Origin of the sequence: Virgibacillus flavescens, assembly GCF_050574275.1 — a bacterium.
Lineage (GTDB): Bacteria > Bacillota > Bacilli > Bacillales > Amphibacillaceae > Virgibacillus_F > Virgibacillus_F flavescens.
Window position 1 is genome coordinate 955,155 of record NZ_CP192260.1, and the last position, 22,280, is coordinate 977,434.

20 protein-coding genes are annotated in these 22,280 nt (G+C 38.8%); 13 read left to right on the forward strand and 7 right to left on the reverse strand.

What is annotated here, in order from left to right; all coding sequences use genetic code 11:
* Positions 1-55: 55 nt before the first annotated feature.
* Positions 56-499: a hypothetical protein gene (locus VBD025_RS04800; protein WP_430789802.1), complete on the forward strand. Its 444-nt coding sequence runs from the start codon at positions 56-58 to the stop codon at positions 497-499.
* Positions 489-1,061: a GNAT family N-acetyltransferase gene (locus tag VBD025_RS04805; RefSeq protein WP_430789804.1), complete on the forward strand. Its 573-nt coding sequence runs from the start codon at positions 489-491 to the stop codon at positions 1,059-1,061. Before VBD025_RS04800 ends, VBD025_RS04805 begins: the two co-directional genes overlap by 11 nt.
* A gap of 72 nt (positions 1,062-1,133) precedes the next feature.
* Here the strand turns inward: VBD025_RS04805 and VBD025_RS04810 are convergent, their stop codons facing one another.
* On the reverse strand, positions 1,134-1,550 hold the full coding sequence (locus tag VBD025_RS04810) for a VOC family protein (protein WP_430789806.1): 417 nt from the start codon (positions 1,548-1,550) through the stop codon (positions 1,134-1,136).
* Positions 1,551-1,865: 315 nt separating this feature from the next.
* Between VBD025_RS04810 and VBD025_RS04815 the strand changes: the two genes are divergently transcribed.
* The 3 genes from VBD025_RS04815 (at position 1,866) to VBD025_RS04825 (ending at position 4,638) form a co-directional block, all read left to right on the forward strand.
* Positions 1,866-2,738, forward strand: coding sequence for a hypothetical protein (locus VBD025_RS04815; protein WP_430789808.1), 873 nt, complete (start codon positions 1,866-1,868; stop codon positions 2,736-2,738).
* A 42-nt stretch (positions 2,739-2,780) separates the two neighbouring features.
* Positions 2,781-3,746: a hypothetical protein gene (locus VBD025_RS04820; RefSeq protein WP_430789810.1), complete on the forward strand. Its 966-nt coding sequence runs from the start codon at positions 2,781-2,783 to the stop codon at positions 3,744-3,746.
* Positions 3,747-3,885: 139 nt separating this feature from the next.
* Positions 3,886-4,638 (forward strand): hypothetical protein, encoded by a 753-nt coding sequence (locus tag VBD025_RS04825; RefSeq protein ID WP_430789812.1) that lies wholly within the window; start codon positions 3,886-3,888, stop codon positions 4,636-4,638.
* Between the two features lie 695 nt (positions 4,639-5,333).
* On the opposite strand, the gene VBD025_RS04830 is transcribed toward VBD025_RS04825, so the two are convergent.
* Entirely contained in the window at positions 5,334-7,499 is a 2,166-nt protein-coding gene (locus tag VBD025_RS04830) for an FUSC family protein (RefSeq protein WP_430789814.1), read from the reverse strand.
* A gap of 223 nt (positions 7,500-7,722) precedes the next feature.
* On the opposite strand from VBD025_RS04830, the gene cbpA reads away from it, so the two are divergent.
* From cbpA to VBD025_RS04860, 6 genes are all read left to right on the forward strand, one after another.
* Entirely contained in the window at positions 7,723-8,349 is a 627-nt protein-coding gene (cbpA, locus tag VBD025_RS04835) for a cyclic di-AMP binding protein CbpA (protein WP_430789816.1), read from the forward strand.
* 100 nt (positions 8,350-8,449) lie between these two features.
* A complete protein-coding gene (locus VBD025_RS04840; RefSeq protein WP_430789818.1) occupies positions 8,450-8,713 on the forward strand; it encodes a metal-sensitive transcriptional regulator in 264 nt (87 codons plus the stop codon).
* 23 nt (positions 8,714-8,736) lie between these two features.
* A complete protein-coding gene (locus VBD025_RS04845) occupies positions 8,737-9,036 on the forward strand; it encodes a rhodanese-like domain-containing protein (protein WP_430789820.1) in 300 nt (99 codons plus the stop codon).
* Positions 9,037-9,059: 23 nt separating this feature from the next.
* A complete protein-coding gene (locus VBD025_RS04850; protein ID WP_430789822.1) occupies positions 9,060-9,443 on the forward strand; it encodes a DUF302 domain-containing protein in 384 nt (127 codons plus the stop codon).
* A gap of 334 nt (positions 9,444-9,777) precedes the next feature.
* Entirely contained in the window at positions 9,778-10,638 is an 861-nt protein-coding gene (locus tag VBD025_RS04855) for a DUF1028 domain-containing protein (RefSeq protein WP_430789824.1), read from the forward strand.
* A complete protein-coding gene (locus VBD025_RS04860) occupies positions 10,631-10,831 on the forward strand; it encodes a CDGSH iron-sulfur domain-containing protein (protein WP_430789826.1) in 201 nt (66 codons plus the stop codon). The genes VBD025_RS04855 and VBD025_RS04860 overlap by 8 nt, the downstream gene beginning before the upstream one ends.
* A gap of 66 nt (positions 10,832-10,897) precedes the next feature.
* Here the strand turns inward: VBD025_RS04860 and VBD025_RS04865 are convergent, their stop codons facing one another.
* On the reverse strand, positions 10,898-11,422 hold the full coding sequence (locus VBD025_RS04865; RefSeq protein ID WP_430789828.1) for a hypothetical protein: 525 nt from the start codon (positions 11,420-11,422) through the stop codon (positions 10,898-10,900).
* A gap of 22 nt (positions 11,423-11,444) precedes the next feature.
* Entirely contained in the window at positions 11,445-11,606 is a 162-nt protein-coding gene (locus tag VBD025_RS04870) for a hypothetical protein (protein WP_430789830.1), read from the reverse strand.
* Between the two features lie 173 nt (positions 11,607-11,779).
* On the opposite strand from VBD025_RS04870, the gene VBD025_RS04875 reads away from it, so the two are divergent.
* Complete coding sequence (locus tag VBD025_RS04875; RefSeq protein ID WP_430789832.1) at positions 11,780-14,059, forward strand: DUF4084 domain-containing protein; 2,280 nt, start codon at positions 11,780-11,782, stop codon at positions 14,057-14,059.
* 51 nt (positions 14,060-14,110) lie between these two features.
* Here VBD025_RS04875 and VBD025_RS04880 read toward each other — a convergent pair whose 3' ends face one another.
* Together VBD025_RS04880 and VBD025_RS04885 are read right to left on the reverse strand one after the other, a co-directional pair.
* Positions 14,111-16,486 (reverse strand): immune inhibitor A domain-containing protein, encoded by a 2,376-nt coding sequence (locus VBD025_RS04880; protein ID WP_430789834.1) that lies wholly within the window; start codon positions 16,484-16,486, stop codon positions 14,111-14,113.
* Between the two features lie 367 nt (positions 16,487-16,853).
* Complete coding sequence (locus tag VBD025_RS04885) at positions 16,854-17,747, reverse strand: YitT family protein (protein ID WP_430791270.1); 894 nt, start codon at positions 17,745-17,747, stop codon at positions 16,854-16,856.
* 337 nt (positions 17,748-18,084) lie between these two features.
* On the opposite strand from VBD025_RS04885, the gene VBD025_RS04890 reads away from it, so the two are divergent.
* Positions 18,085-20,058, forward strand: a complete 1,974-nt coding sequence (locus VBD025_RS04890) for a hypothetical protein (RefSeq protein WP_430789836.1) — start codon at positions 18,085-18,087, stop codon at positions 20,056-20,058.
* Positions 20,059-20,301: 243 nt separating this feature from the next.
* Here VBD025_RS04890 and VBD025_RS04895 read toward each other — a convergent pair whose 3' ends face one another.
* The gene (locus tag VBD025_RS04895; RefSeq protein WP_430789838.1) at positions 20,302-22,239 is read right to left on the reverse strand and encodes a hypothetical protein; all 1,938 of its coding nucleotides are present in this window, start codon (positions 22,237-22,239) and stop codon (positions 20,302-20,304) included.
* Positions 22,240-22,280 lie beyond the last annotated feature (41 nt).

Genomic DNA, 22,280 nt, shown 5'->3' on the forward strand with positions numbered 1-22,280 from the left:
AAATGGTATAATTCATATAGTAGCAATATTAGGGAAATTTAGGAGAGGGTACTGGATGGGATATAAATACAATAATCAAAAGCAATGGTTTCAAAAGGGAATGGGTTCTTTTTTAGCTGCTTTTATTAACTTAGGTGTACTTGCAATGAACATTTATACTACCGGAAGTCCACCGTTATTTTTTTACGTTCTTCATGTTTTGATAACTGTAATCGGTGTTGCAGTTGGCATAAATTATATTAACTATCCAGATAAAGATTACATCCAGGTGGATCATGATACTATTTCGATATATAGGGGTCTATTCATCCCACGAAAAACAATTCCATTCGATTCTATTAAACGAGTCGTGGAAGTAAGTTCAATAATAGAACTAAAATTTTACGAGGATGATAGTGAACAACTATTATATCCCGAATGGCTGGATGAAACAGACGCAAACGAAGTGAAAGAAAAGTTAAGGAAGGTAACTAACTGGAGGAATACGAATGTCAACTAGTTCTGCTTATTCCAAAATTCCAATCCTGGAGACAGAAAACTACATAGTAAGAGGATTAACTATAGCAGACGCAACAAAGCTTTTTGAATTTTTGGGTGATAAGGAGACGATGAAGTTCCTGACGCCTCATCCAGTAACGACGGAAGGGAAAATGAAAGAAAAAATTGTAGAACAGCTGAAGCTTTATGAAGATCAAAAAGAAATCCCCTGGGTAATTGTGAATAAACGGAATGAAGAGATCGTGGGGCAGTTCAGTTTCCACAAACTAAATATGTGGCACAAAAAAGCGGAAATGGGGGTTGTTATTCGTAAAGAATATCAACAGAAAGGTGTCATGCGTGAGGTTCTGGTGAAACTGCTTGAATTCGGATTTGAGACGCTTGGGCTGAACAGGATTGTCGGCGATATTTTTGCTGAAAACATAGGCTCAGAAAAGCTTTTGACAAGATTTGGATTTACGAAGGAAGGTGTTATGCGTCAAACCGATTTCGACGGCGAAAACTATCATGATACAGTGGTATTTTCACTGATGAGATCCGAGTACTTTAAAGTGGAAGATTAAATGTTTTGAACATCAAAATAACCACCCATTCGTTCTATGGACAAGACCTTAGACAACGAATGGGTGGTTTGTTTATAAGTTCGGATAATCACAGTATTCGATAATTGTTCCTTCGGTGTCAACTGGATTCAAATAAATTAATCGCCTTCCATGCTTATTTATGCGGAAAGAATCTTCCAACGTACGAATTCCTTTATTTTTTAAATCCTCTAATGCTTCATCCAGGTCGTGGACGTGATAAGCAATATGGTGTACGCCTTTCCCTTTCTGCTTCAGGAAGCGAGCAATAGGGGAGGTAGTATTGTTTGTTGGTGCCAGTAGTTCGATTCGATCTCCACCCAGGTCAATTGTTGCTATTTCACTCTCCACACCTTTTGCCTCGCTTGTGTAACGATCAACTAATTCACCTCCAAGTATATTCACATGAAACAGGATACTTTCTTCTATATTTCGAACGGCTATCCCAATATGATCTAGTTTATAATCCATGCCTGCTCACCTCTTAATTATATTTTTTATGAATTCGCAAATGGAATTCTGTACACCTTACCATATTCGTACGCTTTTTAGTAAAAAATCATAAGTTATCTGATTAGATAATACTACTGTTTCTCAGTATAGGGAAAAAGTATTGTTTTAAAGATTGTACATCTTTTACGGACTGAAAATTAAAATTTTGACGAAAAGTATTATTAGAATAATGCGATTCCTTATGCAGGAAGAAAATATAAATTTTTCTTCCTGCATAAGTGAACTAAGGCTTTCGCTATATGCCAAGTTTTCTAAAAGAAAGGTGGTGATATCATGAACTTTCGAGGTGTACTTGTATTAGGTTTTATTGTGATTGCTGCCTTTACTTTTCCTATAGTTGCATTTGCAGAAAAAGGAGGACAAGCTCAAAATCCCGAAGCAGATAAGAGTAAAGGTGTTGGTAAAGTAAAAGATTATACTCCTTTACCGGATAAGCCTGAGGTGCAATTACCTGATAAGGCTAACAAAATGGCTAAAAAGGGAAAAGATCTTCCTGAAAAGGCACTGAATAAAGCGAAAAAAGCTAAGGAATTACCGAGCCAGGCAAGTGAAATGGCTAAAAAAGCGGTTCAGAAAGTTAAAAAGAAAAACGAACCAGCTCTAAAAACTGCCAAGAATAAATCAGATAAAGCTAAAAGGTCTGTCAACAAAACTTTGCCTGAAAATAAGGGGACTGCAGTCAAAGTTAAACTTCCAAAACAGGTGCTTAATGAAGAGGAAATTCGTTCTCAGAATGAAGAATCAATTGATCAAAGGGTTGAACAGCAAAAAAATAACTCAACTGAAAAAATCAATAAGCAACCTGTAAAAGATGCTAAAGTTGAAGTTGTTTCTGGTAATAAAGAACAGCCAGTTAAAGCAAAAGCAGAAAGCAAAGAAAAGAAAAATCCATTTGATAATGAAAAATCACATGACGTTAAAGTTATTCCTTTTTCATCCAATTCCAATGTGCCGAGTGCTCCTTCCAAGGATCGAACAGGTAACGGAAATAGTTCAATCGGTTTATTGGACAAATGGCTATGGAAGGCAGGCAGCAATACATATATAAAACTAATTAACCCATTTGTATCAACAAGACTTGAATATCGTGATCAATGGGTTAATGCACCACCGTCTCCGCCACCGAAGGAAACTCCTTTTTTCTAAACGTTTATAAAAAATAATAGAAAAAAAGGAGAGAAATTTATAATGAAATTTAATGGAACAAAGGTATTGAAATCAATCGTATTAACAGGTGTTATCTCTGTAGGAGTTTTTTCAAGCGCACAGGTAAGTGAAGCGGCTGAAGGATCTAAAGAAGCAAAAACAGTTAAAGTTGATAAGTCACAGGCAAATGTTCATGCTAGTGCTGCAGCAAAGGCTAATGCTTCTGCTAATTCAGCAGTACATGGAAAAGTAAAAGCTAAGGCAAAGGCTGAAGTGGATACGGAAGCTGTTGAAGAAGAAGTAAAAGAGAATAAATCAGCAGCAAACAAAGTGAAATCACAGGCAAATGAAAATGCAAGTGAGAATGCTAAGCTGCATGCATCTGCTAATTCAGCAGTATATTCAACAACAGTTGAAGAAGAGCCAGCAGAAGAAGCACCAGAAGTTCCTGTAGTAGAAACGGAAACCGATGTTGAAAAAGAGACAGAAGTTGACGTGGAAGAAGGAGAAGCTACGGAAAATTTGGAAGAAGAAGTAAAAGAGAATAAATCAGCAGCAAACAAAGTAAAGTCACAGGCAAATGAAAATGCAAGCGAGAATGCTAAGCTTCATGCCGCTCCAAATTCAGCAGTACACGCGACAGTAACAGTTGAAGAAGAGCCAGCAGAAGAAACACCAGAAGCTCCTGTAGAGGAAACGGAAGCTGATGTTGAAGAAGAAACAGAAGTCGACGTGGAAGAGGGAACAGAAGCTACGGAAGATCTGGAAGAAGAAGTAGTAGAAGAGACGGTAAATAAGTCAGCAGCGAACAAAGTAAAGTCACAGGCAAATGAAAATGCAAGTGAAAACGCTAAGCTGCATGCTTCTGTAAATGCAGCAGTACACGCAGTTGTAGCTGTTGAAGTAGAAACAACCGAAGCAGAAGTTGAAACTGATGTTGAAGAAGAAACAGAAGTTGATACAGAAGAGCAAGTTGAAGAAGTAGAAGTTGTTGTTACAGAAGGATAAGCAGTAGGTAAAAGAGTCGAATGGAGATTACTCTGTTCGGCTCTTTTTTTGATCCTCAATTTCTTTAAATTTTTTCTACTCATTGGGAAATGCTAATCAATAGAAAGAAAAATTGACTTCAGAAAGGGTGTTTTACAACATGAAGAAAGGTTTAGTTATAATACTTGTTTTCCTCTTGTTCACTAGTATTGGTGCTCAATCGGTAGTTGCTTCTAGTAACGATGGGTGGGTTGCGAAAGCTGAACAGGGGCGCAATATCATAAGTGATAAGCACAGGAAAGAAGCGCGCTTGTACAAGCGGGAAGCAATTATTAAGATGCAAGCAAAGGAATTGGGAATTGAAACAGAGGGTAAAGAGCTGGCTAAACTAGCGCAGGAAGTATTTGATGCAAAAGTAAGGCAGGAAGCTAAGACGTTGGGAATCGAGGTTAAGGGTAAAGATACGAAAGAAATCGCCCAGGAAACACATCATAAGAAGGTGAAATTAAAGGCTGCAGAACTGGGAATTACTGCGAAAGGAAAAACGCCAAAATCATTAGCTAAAGAAGTTTATGAAACAATGATTAAGCGCCAGGCTGAAGAACTTGGTATTACGGTTGAAGGTAAAGACGTTAAGGAATTGCGTAAAGAAGTTTTTCAAAGAAAAGTTCTAAATGATGCGAAAAAATTGGGGATAGAAACAAAAGGTAAGAATGTTTATGCCCTGGTGAAAGATATTCAAGAGAAGAAAGTAATTCAATCTGCTGAGAAATTGGGGATTGATACCAAGAATAAAAATACGGATCAACTGATGGATGAGATTGTTTCCAATCACTATAAAAAAGCGAAGCAACTTAAGTTATTTCCGTTTGATGGTGAAAGCGACAAGTGGCACATGGGTTACCATTACTAACTAAATAATAAGAGTACAAAAGTATATTATTTATAACTCAACTTTTACAGATTAATAAATGTAAGGAATGCAATAAACGTTAGTTCTTGCAGACTTGAAATAAGTTGCTAGTTGCTTTTGTCGTAATAGATGGAAACTGCGACGTAACATCTAAAAAACCGGCGAAGTGTCAGCAACGAGATTTACGCTGCTGGCAGTCGCTTTCCGCGGGCGGCTGGTGAGCCTCCTCGTGCTGTCGCACTCCGGGGTCTCACCTATGCCTTCCCTCCCGCAGGAGTCGACTGCCATCCGCTCCAATCTCTAGATTAGAGTTTGATGGTCACAGATTTATAAGATCCGATCCACACTCGATTAGCTATATCTCTTTCAGAATGCAATCGTTTACAGAAACAACAAAGACATAAACAGCTTTACCAGTCCTGCATCGTTCCGGGCGGTGACTCCTGCGGGAACAGCACGAGTCTGAAGGCCACGCAGAGTGCTCTTTCTCGAGGAGACTGAAGCCGTGCCCGCGGAAAGCATCTGCCCGCAACGATCCTGGACGGCGGCTTTAGAACATTTCTTGGTAATAAATATACTTCGCAGTATATAGAAAATCCGAACGATTGAATTCGTTCGGATTATTTTCAATGAAAAAACTCATATTATTCGGCGTGGCTACTGTTTTCTTGCCCTGCCCATTTCTCAAGTAAATACTATTTTTCCTCTGCACCGAGGTCGGTTGCCAGGGTAAGCAGGGACTGGTTAATGCGCCATACGTAATACAGATGGTGAATCAGATCCAGGTTGTTTTCATGATTAGTAGTTGCAAACCGCTCAATTTGTTCCCGTTCCTGCTTTAAATTATAAAGTACACTGTCACGATCATTACCTTTTATCAACTCACCAAGCACCGTTATATTATGCTCCAATTTATCTTCTACTTCCTGAAAGCTTTTCTTCAATTCCTCTGGATAACTGATTTCCCCTCTAAATGAGGAGGCCACCAAATGTCTTGCATAATAGTTAATTGCAGTGAAAATGGTAATCCAGCGAGCAATACCCGATCTGCTGATTGTTTCTGCCCGATTAAGAATAGGATCAGCTTCGTCCATAATGGTCTGCAGATTTTGGTCCAGGGTAAATGCATCATCAGCCAGGTCTTTCACATATACAGGCTCACGAAAGCTTCGAACATAGCTTGTAACATATGGTTTTAACTCGTCCAGATAATCGTCAATGCTATCTACTACTTTATCCTTCGTCTTCTTCGGGAAAATAACGGCGGAGACGCTGAAAGCAATGACAGCACCTGCGATTGTGTCAATTACGCGTGCTCCAATTAATTCTAACGTTATTCCGCCTAACAGAATATCGTACATGAAGGCGATCAGCATGGTGATAAACACACTCATGAGCGTGTAGGATACGGTAACCAGATAAAATGCAAGAAATATTACTGTAAACAACAGAATCAATTCAATTGTGGAGTGCCCAGACAGTAATTTAGCGAGTCCGAAGCCGATTACGGCTCCAATAATTGTACCAAACGAGCGCTGGAATCCTTTTGCATAGGTTCGTCCGATTGATTCCGTTCCAATTAAAATGATAAATGCAGTCAGAAGCACCCAATATGGCTGGGTAGGGGAAATAATTCCTCCTACTATGATGGCCAGGGCGCCAGCGACGAGCGCCTGATAAGCTTTCTTCGTACTTGGCTTTAGTGATTTTTCGTCGTCTGCTGGATTATCTTCTTCTGCTTCCACTTCTTCTTCGTCCTTTTGAATGTATGTTCCATTCTGTAAGGAGGTTTGAATGGTTACTGCTCCTTCAATTACATGGGTGGCAATCGATTCAATCCGGCGAATGAGAAAGACCCAACCTTCTGGCTGTTCGTCCCGGTTCAGCAAGTCTCTTAATGCCAGCTGCAAGCCTTGCAGTGCTATTTTTGCTTCTTCAAGGTCTTTTGAGTCATATGTTTGCGCAAGCACTCTGGCGTCGCGTAAACACCTAATTACCCATACAAGGATCCGGCGAAGTTCTTCTATTTCCAGCGCATCTTCTTTTTTTAACTTTTGAATGGAATCTGTTAACGTTTCAATCAGCATCCCTGTGTCAAACACGTAAAGTCTGAGTTGCGCGGTTTCAAGACCTTGCCAGATTTCCTGGATATCCTGCTCGTTTAAATTTCCTGAAACAATTCTTCCGTAATTACGGAGCTTATACACATTATTTCGTAGACTCTTTAAGCGCTTTTCGTTTAAATCTGTGTCCTGAATTCCGTTTATTAATATATTAAAAGTCAGGTTACTTTGAATATGGAACGAGCGGATACTTCGTTTTAATATTTGAGCTGAATCTTTAAATAAAATAAAATTATATAAAAATGCATAGAAAACGCCGAGCGTAATCCCTAGGTAAAACCAGGGCAGTTGGTCAGGGGATAAGCTTAAAATCGATGAAATATAAACTGTCAGGAAACCGATCATGCAAATCGAGAAATACCTGACGGCAAAGCGGGACAAGTAAAATGCACCAAAAATAATTACGATCATCAGCACATCAATGTAGTAGGCAACCCCTGCGAGTAATGAACCACTTGTTATTCCAATTGCTGCAGAAATACCAAGTAATCCTGTTGTTACCTGCTTTTCCTTTTTGGTTTCATCCATTACGATTAGAATTCCCATCATTCCGACCATCCCAGCAACTATTGCCGGTGTGAGTAGATCATTTCCGGTTACACGCAAAAGGAATAATGTTGTGAATACTGCAGACATTAAGCTGATGGTAGCTTTTCCAGCTTTTAAAAACCTTATGTAACCTGGATCAGAAGCTAATATTCTGCCCAGCCAGTGATGTTTTATAGGTAGATTATTCATTTAGTACCACAACTCCCTTCTGAAACTTATTATCCTGTTATTTATACTACCACTTGTAAAAGAATTCGACCAAGCCGACACACTATTGGTTTTAGGTATTGTTTTAACGGGAAAAGGTAACTAGATGACGAATGGACTGTAATAGGCTATAATTTTAACAGAACGAATGTATCATAAATTCAGGCAGCACGGAATATTTTAAAGTCTTGGGAGGTAATTAGAAATGATCGTAAGTAATGATTATGTAGAAAAACAGACCGTTATATTTGTAAAAGAAACGGATAGTATGGAGAAAGCACTTGGTAAGCTGCAGGACTCGGGATATCGTTGTATTCCAGTACTGGACGAATCGAGAAACAAATTCCTAGGTAATATTTACAAGGTGCATATATTGGAACACGAGAAAGAACATGGCCTGAATGATACTGTCAAACAACTTGTTGACGATAAGGAAGGCTTTGTGAAAGAAGATGATTCTTTCTTTAAAGTATTTTCAAGCATTAAAAAGCTTCCGTACCTTGCAATTGTAAATGAAAACGAAGAATTTTTAGGCATCCTGACTCATGCCAATGTTATTACAGTTCTTGAAAATGCTTGGGGAGTTAACAATGGTGGCTATTCATTAACCATTGGAACAGTTGAATTTTCAGGGGCACTACAGAAAATATTAAAAACGATTAATAAGCACTGCAGCGTGCAAAGTGTTATTTCGCTGAACAACAATTCAAAGTATGCTCGACGCGTACTGATTGTTTTGCCGAAAGATGTGGTTAAACAAACAGTGGATGTCATCAAGAAAGAATTATATAAGAAAAACTTCATAGTGACCGATGTAGAGAAGTTAAACTAAGGGCCGTTTAAGGCTCTTTTTTTTGACATTTAACCCCCAGGGGTATAAGGTAGGGCCAGTTGAGTGATAGTAGTAAGTTTTTTTATTTGGAGGAATACCGTTGGAATACGATGATAAAGTTCAAAATAGAGTGAAACGTATTGAAGGTCAGGTACGAGGATTAGTAAAGATGATGGAAGAAGAAAAAGATTGCAGAGAAGTTGTATCACAAATGACCGCTGTACGCAATGCGATGGACCGCACTGCAGCTTTAATCGTGAGCACAAATCTTGAACGATGCATACGAGAAGAACAGCAAAATGGCGGAAAGAACTCAGAAGACCTTATTAAGGAAGCCGTTAACTTACTAGTTAAAAGCAGATAAATTTATTTTTCAGGAGGTAGATTATGAAGGAAATATCACCACAAGAACTTGATTCGAAGCGAAAAAATGGAGAGACTATCAGTATTATTGATGTTCGTGAAAAAGAAGAGGTAGAGACTGGCATGATTCCTAACGCAAAGCATATTCCTTTAGGCGAAATACCAGAAAGACTGAAAGAAATTGATAAAAACCAAACACATTATATGGTATGCCGTTCAGGTAATAGAAGCGGGAAAGCCAGCTCATACATGGAGCAACACGGATATGATACAGTAAACATGTCCGGTGGCATGCTGGAGTGGGATAGCGACATTTCGAAATAACAATTATTCAGGAGATGATTTGAATGTTTCATTATACAGTCGAGACAAAAAAGAGTATGAAAGAAACCGTTCAATCGTTGGAGGAAAATTTAAAATCTGAAAAGTTTGGTGTCCTTTGGCAATTTGATATTAAAGAAACATTGCAGAACAAAGGATTCGATTTTAATCAACCCTATCAAGTGCTGGAAGTATGCAGTCCAAAAGATGCATATGAAATGCTATCAAAAAATCAAATGATTGGTTACTTTCTCCCTTGTAAGATCGTTCTATACGAGGATTCAGGCAAGATAAAAATTGGTATGCCACGGCCAAGTGTGCTCGTGGAATTAGTAGAAGACGAATCTCTTAAAGCGTACGCGATGGAAATTGAAAATACGTTAATGAAATGTATGGACCAAAGCATTTAAATAGCATTGTTGCACAAGAGCCCATGGAGTTTGAATACTCTAGGGGCTCTTTTTTTCGTTCAATTGTATCGATGCCGTGTGCTTTGCTGCCGGATATCAATCTTGATAATCGCTTATCGATGCCAGCTTAGCTGATATCGATTCCGCCCACGAGTATATCGATCTCGGGAAAAATAATATCGCTTTCGAGAAAAATTTTATCCACCGCGACTGAAAAAATATCGATGTAAACCGCGTCATTACGCAATACGCTGCGAATCTTCAGATCAAAATAAAGGATTTTAGGATTATTCGTCGAAATTTAATAATATGCAAACAAAGGGAGTGTACATTAATGACATTTTCAATCGTAGGTTTTGATCCGGTAACGAAAGAACTTGGTGTAGCTGTGCAATCGAAATTCCTGGGAGTGGGGTCAGTCGTACCATGGGCAAAGGCCGGCGTTGGCGCTGTAGCAACCCAGTCTTATGCGAACCCAGCATATGGTCCCGATGGGTTGAAGTTAATGGAAGGTGGCAATACCGCGCAGGAAACTGTCGATCTTTTGACCAGTCAGGATGAAGGAAAACCACTGCGTCAAGTTGGGGTTGTAGATGCGAAAGGAAATTCTGCCACATTTACTGGAGACCAGTGCTTTGATTGGGCTGGCGGGAAGGCAGGTACGTGTTATGCGGCTCAGGGGAATATACTGGTTGGAGCAGACACGGTAGAAGCTATGGCTAATACCTTTGAGGATGCACCTGGCACCCTGGCTGAGCGATTGTTAAAAGCACTTGATGCAGGTCAGGAGGCAGGCGGGGACAGTCGTGGAAGACAATCTGCTGCCATTTATGTTGTGAAGGAGAAAGGTGGATATCTGGAAGCGAATGATCGTTATATTGATTTACGTGTTGACGATCATCCAGATCCTATAAAAGAATTAATTCGCATCTACCATCTTCAGCAATTATATTTTGGGACAACGAAGAAAGAGAATATCATGAAAATAGAAGGTCCAACACGAGTGGAAATTCAATTTCAGTTATATCGCTTAGGCTTCATCGCGGAAGAGAAGGTGGACGATGAGACGCTGCATAAGGGATTAGTTTCGTTCATGCATGTGGAGAATTTTGAAGGCAGAGAACTGGAAAAAGGCAAGATAGATAAGGAAGTTCTTGATTTTATGAAAAGCAAAGAGGAGGATTTCAATGAGTGAGAAAGCTCAAATAAAAGTGAATGATGACGGTTCATTACGAGTATCTGGTGATATTGAACTGATCGACGGTGAGGGAAATGCGTATACTACAAAGAAGGTTTTTTCATTATGCCGTTGCGGCCACTCCTTCACAAAACCATACTGTGATGGAACCCATAAGAAAAAGGGGTTTGAGAGTAAAGTGAGAGTATAGAAGGACAATATAATTTAAGCTATCCCATTTCTAGCTGGGATAGCCTCAATTGGTGAAAAAATCTTATTACTTAAACGACTTTGCGGTTGTAATTAGGTCTTTTTTTGTAATGTCCACACTAGATCTTACCTGGTAGAATGTAAGGGTATAGTGGAGGTCATTTTCCTTCCATCTCAACTCTTTTTTCACCATCTCAGAATCTGAATCCGACTCAAAGTATTTTCCATCCAAATTACCTATTTTAACATGTTCGTAATCAATCGATGACCTCCCTCTTCCGCCATTCGTTATCATTACACTAATATGAGCACCGCTTTCTTCATAGAAATCAACAACTATTACGTCTATGGGTCTGTGTGGTAACGGACTGAATTCCGCTTTTTTAATAGGAATTGGCATGGTTGTGGGAAGTTTAGGGTTAAATTTTAAATCCAACTCTTTAATTTCTTTTTTCCATTCTGCATCAACTAAATGTTTGTTGTTTTTGTTGTTTTCAAGTTTATCATTATCATTTTCACTAGAGTTAACGGGACTGCAGCCTACAGTTAGAAATAATAAAGATAAGATTAAAATCGGAATAACTTTTTTCACAATAAACGCTCCTTCATAACTGTTATTTTATAGTATTATAAAAAGGCATATAGCGTACCTTCCATATTTTTTGTTCCTTGATAAGTCGAAAGGAAACTTCACTATTAGTATCGGATTCTAGTACAAAACTTACAATTGCCACTTCTTGTTCCTCATATTCTCTTTCTTCGTAAGTTGTTTCCAACGACCCCTCCTTGTTCTATAACGTTATTAGTAAGACGCAGGTTTTTAAAAAGATGTTTCACTTTTGTACAAAACCAACCATGTAATAAAAATTCACATTATTGCTTAATTATTTGTCTTTATTTGTCGATAAAAGATATATTGTCTGTTTTACGTAGTTTATAATGATTCGAGGTGAATTTTGTGAATGCACGGGCGTTTCCAGCGATTTTATTTATTATCATATATATAATCCTTTTCTATTTTTGGCTTATCAGCTTTGGAAATGATATTAAGCTATTAACTATTGGTTTTTTATTTTTCTCTATAGTAGGTGGTGGAGTCAGCTTTTCTTGGTTGATGAAATCGTTTCGGATAATTAAAACCAAACAACGGTACTTTTGGATGTGGATGGGCCTGGGAGTATTATTCTATACGCTAACTAATATCACTTGGTTCTTTGATCAGAACTTGCCAAATGTAACGAATCTGTTTATCTTATCATCTGATTATTTATGGTATATTTCATTCCTGCTTTTTGCAATTGCTTATGTATACCAAGCCAAAAGTGTAATAAGTAATCTTTCTATCATACCAGTAATTTTTAATATCGTTATTTTCATTAATGTAGCCATTTCGATAAACTTGTATTACATATTGGGTCCGCTTATAAACCATGCGGCTGTTTCAGAAGATGTTACCTTTATGACGTTAGCGTATCCGATCTATAATTTAGGTTTTTTATTTGCAGCAATCAGTATTTACTTCTTTTTAAAAGGGTTTAACCGTAAGTACGTTTCGTATATTATTGCAGCATTGATCATTCAAACGATTGCAGACTTTTTTTATACCTATCTGGTTATCTTTGAAAAATATCAAGCAGGTTTAGTGGATCCGATATGGCAGGCAGTCATTTTACTGTTTGGACTGTCGAGTATAGTCGATCGAAAAAAGAATGTTACATCCCATTCGGAAGCGCAAAAACATGTCTATCGTTCACAAAATAGTTCTCTGCCATATGTAAGTGTATTGGTTTTACTCGTTCTGGTTATTATTAATTTTGCTAATGAATTAAATGCATTAATAATTGGACTCAGTATATCTTTCTTGTTAATCATAGCGAGACAAGTTTTTATAATGAAAACTAATACAAATTTAATAAAAAAATATAGAGAGTTAGCTCACTTTGATACATTAACAGGTCTATATAACCGTTGGAAATTTGAAGAAGATCTAGAGGTTATAATTAAGAAAGCGAAGCGGGAAGATAATACGGTCACATTGTTTCTGATGGATTTAAACCGGTTTAAATATATCAATGATACACTGGGCCATAGTTATGGAGATCGGGTGCTCATTGAATTTGGATCCCGGTTAAAGAAGGTCACTGAAATTGGCGGAACGTTGTATCGAGTTGGTGGCGATGAATTTGCGATTGTTTTCTCAGAACAGTCTTGTCCGGAATGTATGCGAATGCTTAAAGAATTGGTGAAAAATCTAGATAAGCCGATTTATATAGAGGAGCACGAAATATCGATTGATCCCAGTATTGGTGTCAGCCTTTATCCTGATAATGGGGATACCATTGGAGATTTAATTGATAAGGCAGATGCAGCTATGTATTTTGCAAAAGAAAAAGGGAAGAAAGATTTTCAGTTTTATAATGATGAAATAAACAGCCAGATTGCCAGAAAAAGATTACTCGAATCAAGCTTAATAAACGCTAGAGCAAATAACGAATTGGAACTGTACTATCAGCCACAGAAGGATATTCAGACTGAAAAATTAATAGGAATGGAAGCCTTAATTCGCTGGAATCATCCTAACTTAGGATTAATACCACCTGGTGAGTTCATAACGCTAGCGGAGAAGACTGGACAAATTGTCTCAATTGGAGAATGGGTCCTGGAAACAGCTTGCAGGCAAAACAAGCTATGGCAGGATGCCGGTCACCAATATCTTTGTGTCTCGGTAAACGTATCTGCAATTCAGTTCAGAGATATTAAATTTCTTGATTTTGTTAAAAAAACGTTAGAAAAAACAGGACTTCATCCATCTTACTTAGAATTAGAAATCACAGAAAGTGTCATGCAGGATGCAGAAGAATCTATGACCATTCTTAGTAAACTTAAGAAAATCGGTGTGAGTGTTTCAATTGATGACTTTGGTACGGGTTATTCGTCCTTGTATATGTTAAGGCAGTTGCCAATCGACACGATTAAAATCGATAAATCCTTCATTGATGATATTGTAGACCCGGATAATCAGTCAATTGTAGAAACGATTATTAATATTGGGGATAACCTGAGATTGAAAGTGATCGCAGAAGGCATAGAGTCTATGGATCAATTAGATGTTCTTAAAAAGCAGGGGTGCAGTCTCGGTCAGGGATATCTTTTCAGTAAGCCTGTACCAGTCAAAGAATTTGATAGTATATTGCAGGCAGAAATAGATAGCTTGTATACGATGGTGTAAATTTCACAAAGAAAAGTCCCGGACATCCGCCCGGGACTTTCGTTTTGTTATTTATTTGTAGATCATTACTTTACTAACAGTGTTGTCTTCGCTTTGACCAACAACACGGAACTTTAAGCCATGTTCCGGTACGTTGCGCCCTGCGTCAACTAACCCTGGATTACTCCAGTCTGCACTGTCACTAAACAATGGAGTGCGTTTTGTGAAATTGTCCTTCATAGTAAGACCTAGTAAGTCTCTGTAATCAATGAACATTTTGTCTGTCTTATCAAGACTGAATGCCGCATCGTGAAGTTGATAACGACTTGCAGCAACTGCACCATCACTCCAATTTAATGTGTGCTGGTCAGCGTCAACCACTCCAAGGAATCCTTCTCCAGGGTGCAATCCAGTCCAGTTGTTGCTGTATGATTCGTCCACATACCATACAAGTAGACCTTCATCAAAGCTCATTAAGCTATCACCGCGGCGGATGTGTGCTAATCCCGAGTCTACACCATTGTGTGATCTCCACTCAAGCAGGTAATAGTTTTCTGAATAGAATTTACCTTGATCTTTTGAGAAACCTTCAAGCGTAAATGCAGTTTCACCTTCTGCATCGTCAAATAATACCTGAGATCCATCTACAGTTACTGAAATATCGTCAGCATATAAACCTGCTTCAATAGCCGCAACGTCGGTCCAGTAATTAATTTTCACTTGGATGTTTTTCCCTGCGTACGCCGAAAGGTCAAACGATGCATCTACCCAACCATCAGATGAACCAGTAATTCCGAATCCAGGATTTTGATCATTTGGGTTAGTTGTTGTTGTAAGGTTACCTTCAACAGATACCCACTCATCAGATCCTTCTTCTTTTACTTGTACGGAAGCGTAATCCCAATCTGTTTCAATTTCATACCATGCTTTAAAATTAAATGAAGCGTTTGTTGCATTTGTTAAGTCAACAGAAGTAACCATTGAATTATCAAGGTTGTTTCCACTTCCACTAAAGTACTCGTATTCACCACTGTACGGAGTATTAACGTCCGTCATTTTATCTGGTAAGTTAATACGAACAGCATCATTGTTTGTGCCTTTTGTAACACCTTCATCAAGAAGTACTGTAGTACCCTCGCTTGTGATATCGTCTGCATGAAGTGTAGTTCCGCTTAACCAGTTACCACCATGCAAACCTTGAAGCATTTCTTTAGCGTATGCACTCATACCTGGAGGCTCAGTTCCTGGAATATCTCCAGCCCAGCTTCCGCCAGCCATTAGAGACCAGTACGAAACCGCTTCACCAGCACCAGTGTACTGCGTGTCATATTCGTCAGGAAGACCTAAATCATGGCCGAATTCGTGAGCGAATACACCAGCAGCGCCATCTTCCGGCTCAATTGTGTAATCATAAGCGCCAAGTTGACCACCAAAACGATCGCTATCAGAAGTGCCACCTGGTACAGCAACTAGTCCGCCTAAGTTCCAACGGTGCGACCAGATTGCATCCCCACCTAATGAACCTCCACCAGCTTCTTCACCAACTCCAGCATGGATAACCATTAAGTGGTCGATGATTCCGTCTGGCTCAGCGTATACACCGTCAGCATCGTAATCGTCACGATCCCAAACGTCATATTCACTTAAGTCAACATTTGGATCCTGGCCAGCTTTTGCAAGTGCTTCATATACTAACTCACGAGCGCGAGCATCGTTTCCGTCCGGTGCAGGTACGTTACCACCATAGTAAGCTGCTGGATGTTCAGCAGTATACCAGCCGGCAACTGTACCATCAACCGTGTAACTATTACCTGATTGCTGTTCATAGTATTGTTTCATGGAAACAAGATTTTCACCATTAGGACCTTCATATCCATTTTCACCAAAGATCATGTTCTGGAAATGGTCATGTGTATAATTTTCATACCACATGTCTGTTTCCTCTTTTGTAATCGAGCTAGCTTCATAATCTGGGAAGTCAATTGCAAGAACGAGAACCTTGTCGGAACGAACTTCTCCGTTATAAGCTTCTTCCTGAACAGAGTCCACCTTATTTTTCTTTGCTTGACCAAGCTTGTTTCCCTTCCCGTTCTTCAAGCCATAGTCATTCTTTTTCGAGTCATCCTTCATATTAGCGTCTAAGCCTTTTGGAAGCTTATCCTTCGTTCCTTTTTTAGCATTCTCAGCTTTGGCTTTTAGAAACTTTTTCAAAGCTTTATTAGCTTCTGCAGGCGTAGCATCCTTGGCTATAACACCACTTTCCTTGAGCATTTCTATTAATTTCTCATCGTTTGCGATACCCAAATCTATTGGAGAACCAACTGACGATGTAACTTTTGCTGATAGATTATTGGAATCTGGTAAATTTGCTGTCGCTGCACTAACACTTAAAGAACTGAATCCTAGCGTAAGTGCCAATGTTGTAGAAAGAATCATTCCCTTTTTCATAAAATTCTTTTCCTCCTATTTTCTATAATATTTAACTGCCCTTAAATATTTCACTCTAATATGTAGACATCCCCTTCCAAATCATATTAATAGGTTAATAGAAATTAAACCTCTGTTGAAAGAAGTTTACTAACAATCTAATAATAAAGTCTAGAGTAAATATTGTAAATATTTCAGACAAGATATATCAAAAATAGTGCAAATATACTGTTAATTCATAGGAAAATATACCCTTTTTTAACAATTTTCACAGAAATCCAGGAATGAAAAATAACCCAGGCATTTAAAGCGTGGGTTATTTTTGCATTTATGAAAGAAATACTTTCTTACGGTGCTAATAAGCCAAGTTTTCTAATATGCATGGTCGTTAGTGAATAGCTTTCTTCTTGAATCGTCCACCTTTTACATCATGAATGTTACCGATTGCCAAAAAGGCAGACTCGTCTTTATCTTCGACGATGTTTTTCACTTTTGCTTCTTCAAGCCTCGTAATAACAGTGAATATCACTTTCTTTTCATCACCGGTATAGGCACCTTCCCCGTTCAGGTAAGTCACACCTCTACCTAGTCGAGCGTTTATAGCTTCTCCAATTTCCTTGTGCTGATCGCTGATAATCCATACAGATTTTGACTGGTCCAGTCCTTCGATTGTGATATCAATTGTCTTAAAAGCTATAAAATAAGCAATCAATGAATACATTGCCTGTTCCCAGCCGAATACAAAACCTGCACTGCCTAAAATGAAGATATTAATAAACATGACAACTTCGCCGACTGAAAAAGGGGTTGCTTTATTGAATATAATTGCCATAATCTCGGTTCCGTCGAGCGATCCTCCGTGGCGAATTACAAGGCCAACTCCAATACCAAGACATATCCCGCCGAAGACCGAAGCAAGCAGAAGGTCGTCTGTTAAGACTGGCACTGGATGAAAGAATGCTACACCGAGTCCAAGAATAATATTTCCGACTAATGTTGTGAGTGCAAATGTTTTACCAATGTGTTTATATCCTATTACGAAAAAGGGGACGTTGAGAAGGACTAATAAAATTCCTAAATTTATGTTGGTTAAGTAGGAAGTGAGGATGGATATTCCGATGATTCCACCATCAATAATGTTGTTCGGAACTAAAAATATTTCTAATCCTACAGCAACTAAAATTGCACCAAGTGGAACGAAAATAATTCGCTTTAATAATTTTGATCTTGTTAACTTTTTTTGACGGTTGGCATCTTGTATCTTAGTGAAATTCTGGGGCATTTGTTCATCCTGCATATTTTTCCTCCTATATATATTTTCACCAGTTTATAAATGTTGCTACATCACTAGTATACCACCGATTTTTGAAATTTTGTACGAATTAACCTTGGTTCCACCTTCTCCAGTTTGGTTTAGATTGCTGTTTAAATGATTGATAGAGTCAAAGTTAGGGTAAACTGTAGCTTATAAAGTTAGTTGTAGAAATTTTTTGAAATTAAATACTTTAAAAGCCATTTATAACGTATAATAAGAATACAAACAATGTGTCGAATATATTTGATTTGGCATAGAGTATTGAATAATCAGATGTGTTATTTTGGCATAAGGAGAGGTCCATATGAGTTCAGAAGTTAAAGACCAGTTTATCTATACTCTTGACCAGTTAAAGCAAGCGGCAATCGGTGGAGAAGCGCTGTACACGGAAAAAATATTAGAAGAAGCAACAAAATTAATTGATGGTGACAACTTGCCGGTACTGTTGGAATTGGCGGAACAATATGATCAGGCTGGTATTTTTAAAGGAGGACCTTGGGAAAACCCACGAAAACTCCAGGCGCGTTTAGTTGGTGGTTCATTTGGTGTGGATGGGTCTTATCCGATATTTGAGATATTGAGTGAACTCCGTATGTTAGCGATAGCAAAAGGTGATTATGCTGTTTCAGAAGTTTCACCTGAATTTGCTAAAGAGTTCCTTAATAAAGTGATGGCGCTGAATTTGGATCTTCTTTTCCCGAAAGAAACAGAAGAATCTCGTGTTAACCAGAATAATAATCTGGAAAGAGCACATAAATTGTTTCGTTTCCTGTCCTCTCAGTTATCGCTAAGCTCGTTTGCGGCGACTTTGGTGGATGAGCTGGATCGTTTAACAGCGCAGCGTCCAATTATGGTGAATCGAATCGTATCCATTATCAATCATGCCAAAAACATGATGTCGGCTGATATAAAGAAAGAAGAACAAAAAGAAATTGGGTATTATATTGATGCTATCACTACGCCATCTGACACGAGTAAACAGTATCCTGATATAGCTGATTACCAAAGTCAGTTGACCACCCTTGGTACCGAGGAAATCAATAGAGAAGCAAAACAATTCGCTGAATCTATGCGGTCAACTGGGCTGGTTAGTCCGCACCATGCTGTACTTCTACGATTCTTAAATGAAGTTGCCCCTGAAGAAGTGTCTACTGCCATGGGTCTGAGCGAAAAAGGGCGGGCAAATGTTAATGAGCACCCTGAAATTGTAAATCAGTTGATCAAGAGTGCTATTCACCCTGAAACGTGTCAATCGTTATATGGTCTTGCATTAATGCTCGAACGTGGCGCGTTATCACATACACCAGTTATCCCGGGCCTTGAGAGAATTCTTGAATTGGAATTATTACCGGAAGTTCAAGAAGTACTATTTGCTGCAAAAGAAAATCGGGAAGAATTAACCGCTAATGGAATTTTGATTTCAGGTATTCTGAGTGTATTGGGGCAACCGCTGTCGATTGGACAGGGTATGAACCCAACATGTCAGTCTGCCAGAGGACTAAGTCTCTGGGCTCAACATGATCCAGGTTACTTGCTGGAATTAGTAGCGCGTGCAGGTCGTGATGGTGAGATCGATATGATGTTTGAAGGAACACCGATAAACTCAAGATTTTTAATGGAAGGTTTAGCTCCGAATCTTCATGTGGAGCTTGATCCAGTCTCCCTGTTATTAGTTCCTCATCTTGACCGTGTATACAATGAAATGATGAAGCGAGTTGCTATACGTGGTGGAGATGGACACAAGTGGACGAATCCAGAGTTTTATGGACAATGGATTCCTAATGAGTTCAGTTCGGTTATTAATTCGTTAACAGGTTCTGTAAATGGCTATGATGATTTTGTAAGGTTATTTTACGTAACGCATCATCCGCTATTTAACGGAGGACACCATTTGATATATCCAAGTCCGGTAGGTATTTTCGTTACAACCGCAAATGCTGATTTATTGGGGTTACACGCTATTTCTATTCAACGTGTTGCACCTGGACCAAATGGAGAATACCGTGTATATTTCTACAATCCTAATAATGACAGTGCCCAAAACTGGGGTCAGGGAATCCGTTCTACTGTAAGAGAAAACGGAGAAGAAGAAGGCGAAGCATCACTTCCGTTTGCTCAATTTGTTTCCCGTATGTATGCATTCCATTACAATCCAAATGAAATGGGAGAAAAGGGACTGGTTGATGCTGCGGAAATTGCACAAATTACAACGCTTGCAAAAGAGAGCTGGGGAAAAAAGTATACGTGGATTGAACTAGGAAGCTTGTATCCTCAATAACTAGTTATTTAGCTTTCGAACTTATGATAACCACGTTAGTTTGAAGGCTTGCTCAACTATTTCAGTCTATGGAATATTAAAAAAAATCCCTTTACGCGCTGCTGAAAAGCAGTGAGTAAAAGGGGTTTTTTTATATAAAAACAAATAGATAGTCCTGATGTTAGGTGCGTAAAGTTCAACGTACCTACACAGGACCATTTATTTGTAAGCCACTGAACAGTCGCCTCCGCTTTTCGTTTGAAATCAGTCGGTCCAGTTGTAATCTTTTCCCCAGCTAGTTTTAGCAAGAGAAACAATTTCATTAACCGTTTCCTCAGGAATTGCTGCCGGGTGTCCGGCTACCAGCGGATTATAGTGAAATGCATAAATACGGGAAACGAACTGGTGAAACAGGAGGGAAGATTCTCCTTCTTTTTCACCATTTTCCGATATGGAACAGCGAATCTCCTGTCCCCAAACCTGGTCACTATCATTGTTTGGATTATAGAAATAAATTCTGTAGTGTCCAGTAGGATCCTTTTCTATCCGCTGAAGACTTACAGCATGCAAACCTGTTAAATTTGCATGAACGTTGGTCATAAATATGCCAACGGGATTTGGATAGAGCAGTTCATGATGTCCGTTATATTCTGGATGGTGTGTAGCATAGAAAATCCTGATAAACCCGGGATAGTCGGTTACCTTTCCAGTGTAGGAATTAGTGACTGCGCGGAATCCGGGCAGTACCATCGATCCGTAAAATGCAGGATTCACCCATTTATGAGCATCCTCTCCTCTTACCGCCACCCGTTTCATCATTTCACTGTAAATACGATCCAAATGAGGAACAAGAAGTAATGAAATTGGATCTAGATCCCTGTGCAAATCAGGGGCAAGACCGCCTGTTAGAAACTGAGATTCAATAGGAATACCATCCAAACTAACGGAAACATTGTTGTCACGTGCAGCACTTATAATTAACTTCAGCAAGTAGGCAGGTTCATGCTGCGACCACAGGCTGATACCTCGTGCAGACTGACACGTTGGATTTAATCCCTGCCCAATTCCGAGTGGTTGTCCCAATACGCTTATCGTGCCGGCAAGCAGTACCCCAGTTGGTCTGATGTTCTTTCTTTTAATGTTTTCGATAACCAAATGGTGAATAGGAAGGTGCATGATACTTCTAATCCCTGAAGCGACTTCCGGAATGTCTAAAATTTCACGCTCCAATAATCGTCCTAAACCGTAGATTGACTGACAGGTACTTTCTTTAATTGCAATGTCAATTATATCTTTTACCAGATCCTTATGTTTTGCTAGGTTTCCTTGACCTTTGCCGGTTAATTGAAGCGCAACAGAAAGTAAATCAGGATGTGAGAAATTAATATACTGTAATAGTGTTGCATGATAAGGTGACGCAATTCCAGTTTGTATTAAAGATTTTCCAAATGACTTTGCTTCTTTTCTTAAGCTTGAACGATCAAGCTTTTTAATTATTTGGAGGTAACTATCAGCATCTGAAATCTGACTGCTTTTATTTGTTGGGCCAGTGTATGCTGCATCATACTCTTTTAATTTTTTGAGGGCAGGTGAGTCAAGACGTGTCTGACCCCTTTTTTTTGCTGTTAAGATCATTTCAATAATTCGATTGACCATGATCGGGCGTTGTGTTGCCAAACGATCTACTTCTTTAAGAAGACTTTCAAAAATGGTTGTCAGCTTTAAGTTATCGTCTAGAAACCAAAGAATCATTTGCGCCTGGTCTGAGTCTGAATTGGTTTCATTTAAACCATCGGAAAATAACAGATTACTATTCTGTGCCATCACATTTGTCAGAAACAGGGAAGCATCTTCAGCAGTGATCTGTGTACTTGTGTACGTTTTCTTCGCTATAGCAAGCATTCGAAGATCACTTAATACTTCCATTACTAGATTAGGACCGTTTGTTTTTAAGGTTTCTGCAACTAGTCTGGGCTGAAGCATCAAAGGGTTTTCCCAAGCACTGTCTGTAAATATCCCAGCATTCTCAAATCGGTGGGCAAATCGAAATAAGTAATTTAACCCCTCGACATTTCGAACTAGTTTGCCGGTTGCTTGCAGAACAGTATTTCGGTATAAAACCTTTGAAAATGACTTGGCTTCCTCAAGCGACTTAAAAGATTCCAAGAACATGTCTTTATCTTTTTTTGTCAGAATCGACATCTACTTGCACTCCTCTAAAGACTAGTGCTTTTAGTCTTTTT

Bases quoted from the DNA above. Each gene is read 5' to 3' on its own strand.
- VBD025_RS04800 (WP_430789802.1), top strand. From the start codon at position 56: ATGGGATATAAATACAATAATCAAAAGCAATGGTTTCAAAAGGGAATG.
- VBD025_RS04805 (WP_430789804.1), top strand. From the start codon at position 489: ATGTCAACTAGTTCTGCTTATTCCAAAATTCCAATCCTGGAGACAGAA.
- VBD025_RS04810 (WP_430789806.1), bottom strand. From the start codon at position 1,550: ATGGATTATAAACTAGATCATATTGGGATAGCCGTTCGAAATATAGAA.
- VBD025_RS04815 (WP_430789808.1), top strand. From the start codon at position 1,866: ATGAACTTTCGAGGTGTACTTGTATTAGGTTTTATTGTGATTGCTGCC.
- VBD025_RS04820 (WP_430789810.1), top strand. From the start codon at position 2,781: ATGAAATTTAATGGAACAAAGGTATTGAAATCAATCGTATTAACAGGT.
- VBD025_RS04825 (WP_430789812.1), top strand. From the start codon at position 3,886: ATGAAGAAAGGTTTAGTTATAATACTTGTTTTCCTCTTGTTCACTAGT.
- VBD025_RS04830 (WP_430789814.1), bottom strand. From the start codon at position 7,499: ATGAATAATCTACCTATAAAACATCACTGGCTGGGCAGAATATTAGCT.
- cbpA (WP_430789816.1), top strand. From the start codon at position 7,723: ATGATCGTAAGTAATGATTATGTAGAAAAACAGACCGTTATATTTGTA.
- VBD025_RS04845 (WP_430789820.1), top strand. From the start codon at position 8,737: ATGAAGGAAATATCACCACAAGAACTTGATTCGAAGCGAAAAAATGGA.
- VBD025_RS04850 (WP_430789822.1), top strand. From the start codon at position 9,060: ATGTTTCATTATACAGTCGAGACAAAAAAGAGTATGAAAGAAACCGTT.
- VBD025_RS04855 (WP_430789824.1), top strand. From the start codon at position 9,778: ATGACATTTTCAATCGTAGGTTTTGATCCGGTAACGAAAGAACTTGGT.
- VBD025_RS04860 (WP_430789826.1), top strand. From the start codon at position 10,631: ATGAGTGAGAAAGCTCAAATAAAAGTGAATGATGACGGTTCATTACGA.
- VBD025_RS04880 (WP_430789834.1), bottom strand. From the start codon at position 16,486: ATGAAAAAGGGAATGATTCTTTCTACAACATTGGCACTTACGCTAGGA.
- VBD025_RS04885 (WP_430791270.1), bottom strand. From the start codon at position 17,747: ATGCCCCAGAATTTCACTAAGATACAAGATGCCAACCGTCAAAAAAAG.
- VBD025_RS04890 (WP_430789836.1), top strand. From the start codon at position 18,085: ATGAGTTCAGAAGTTAAAGACCAGTTTATCTATACTCTTGACCAGTTA.
- VBD025_RS04895 (WP_430789838.1), bottom strand. From the start codon at position 22,239: ATGTCGATTCTGACAAAAAAAGATAAAGACATGTTCTTGGAATCTTTT.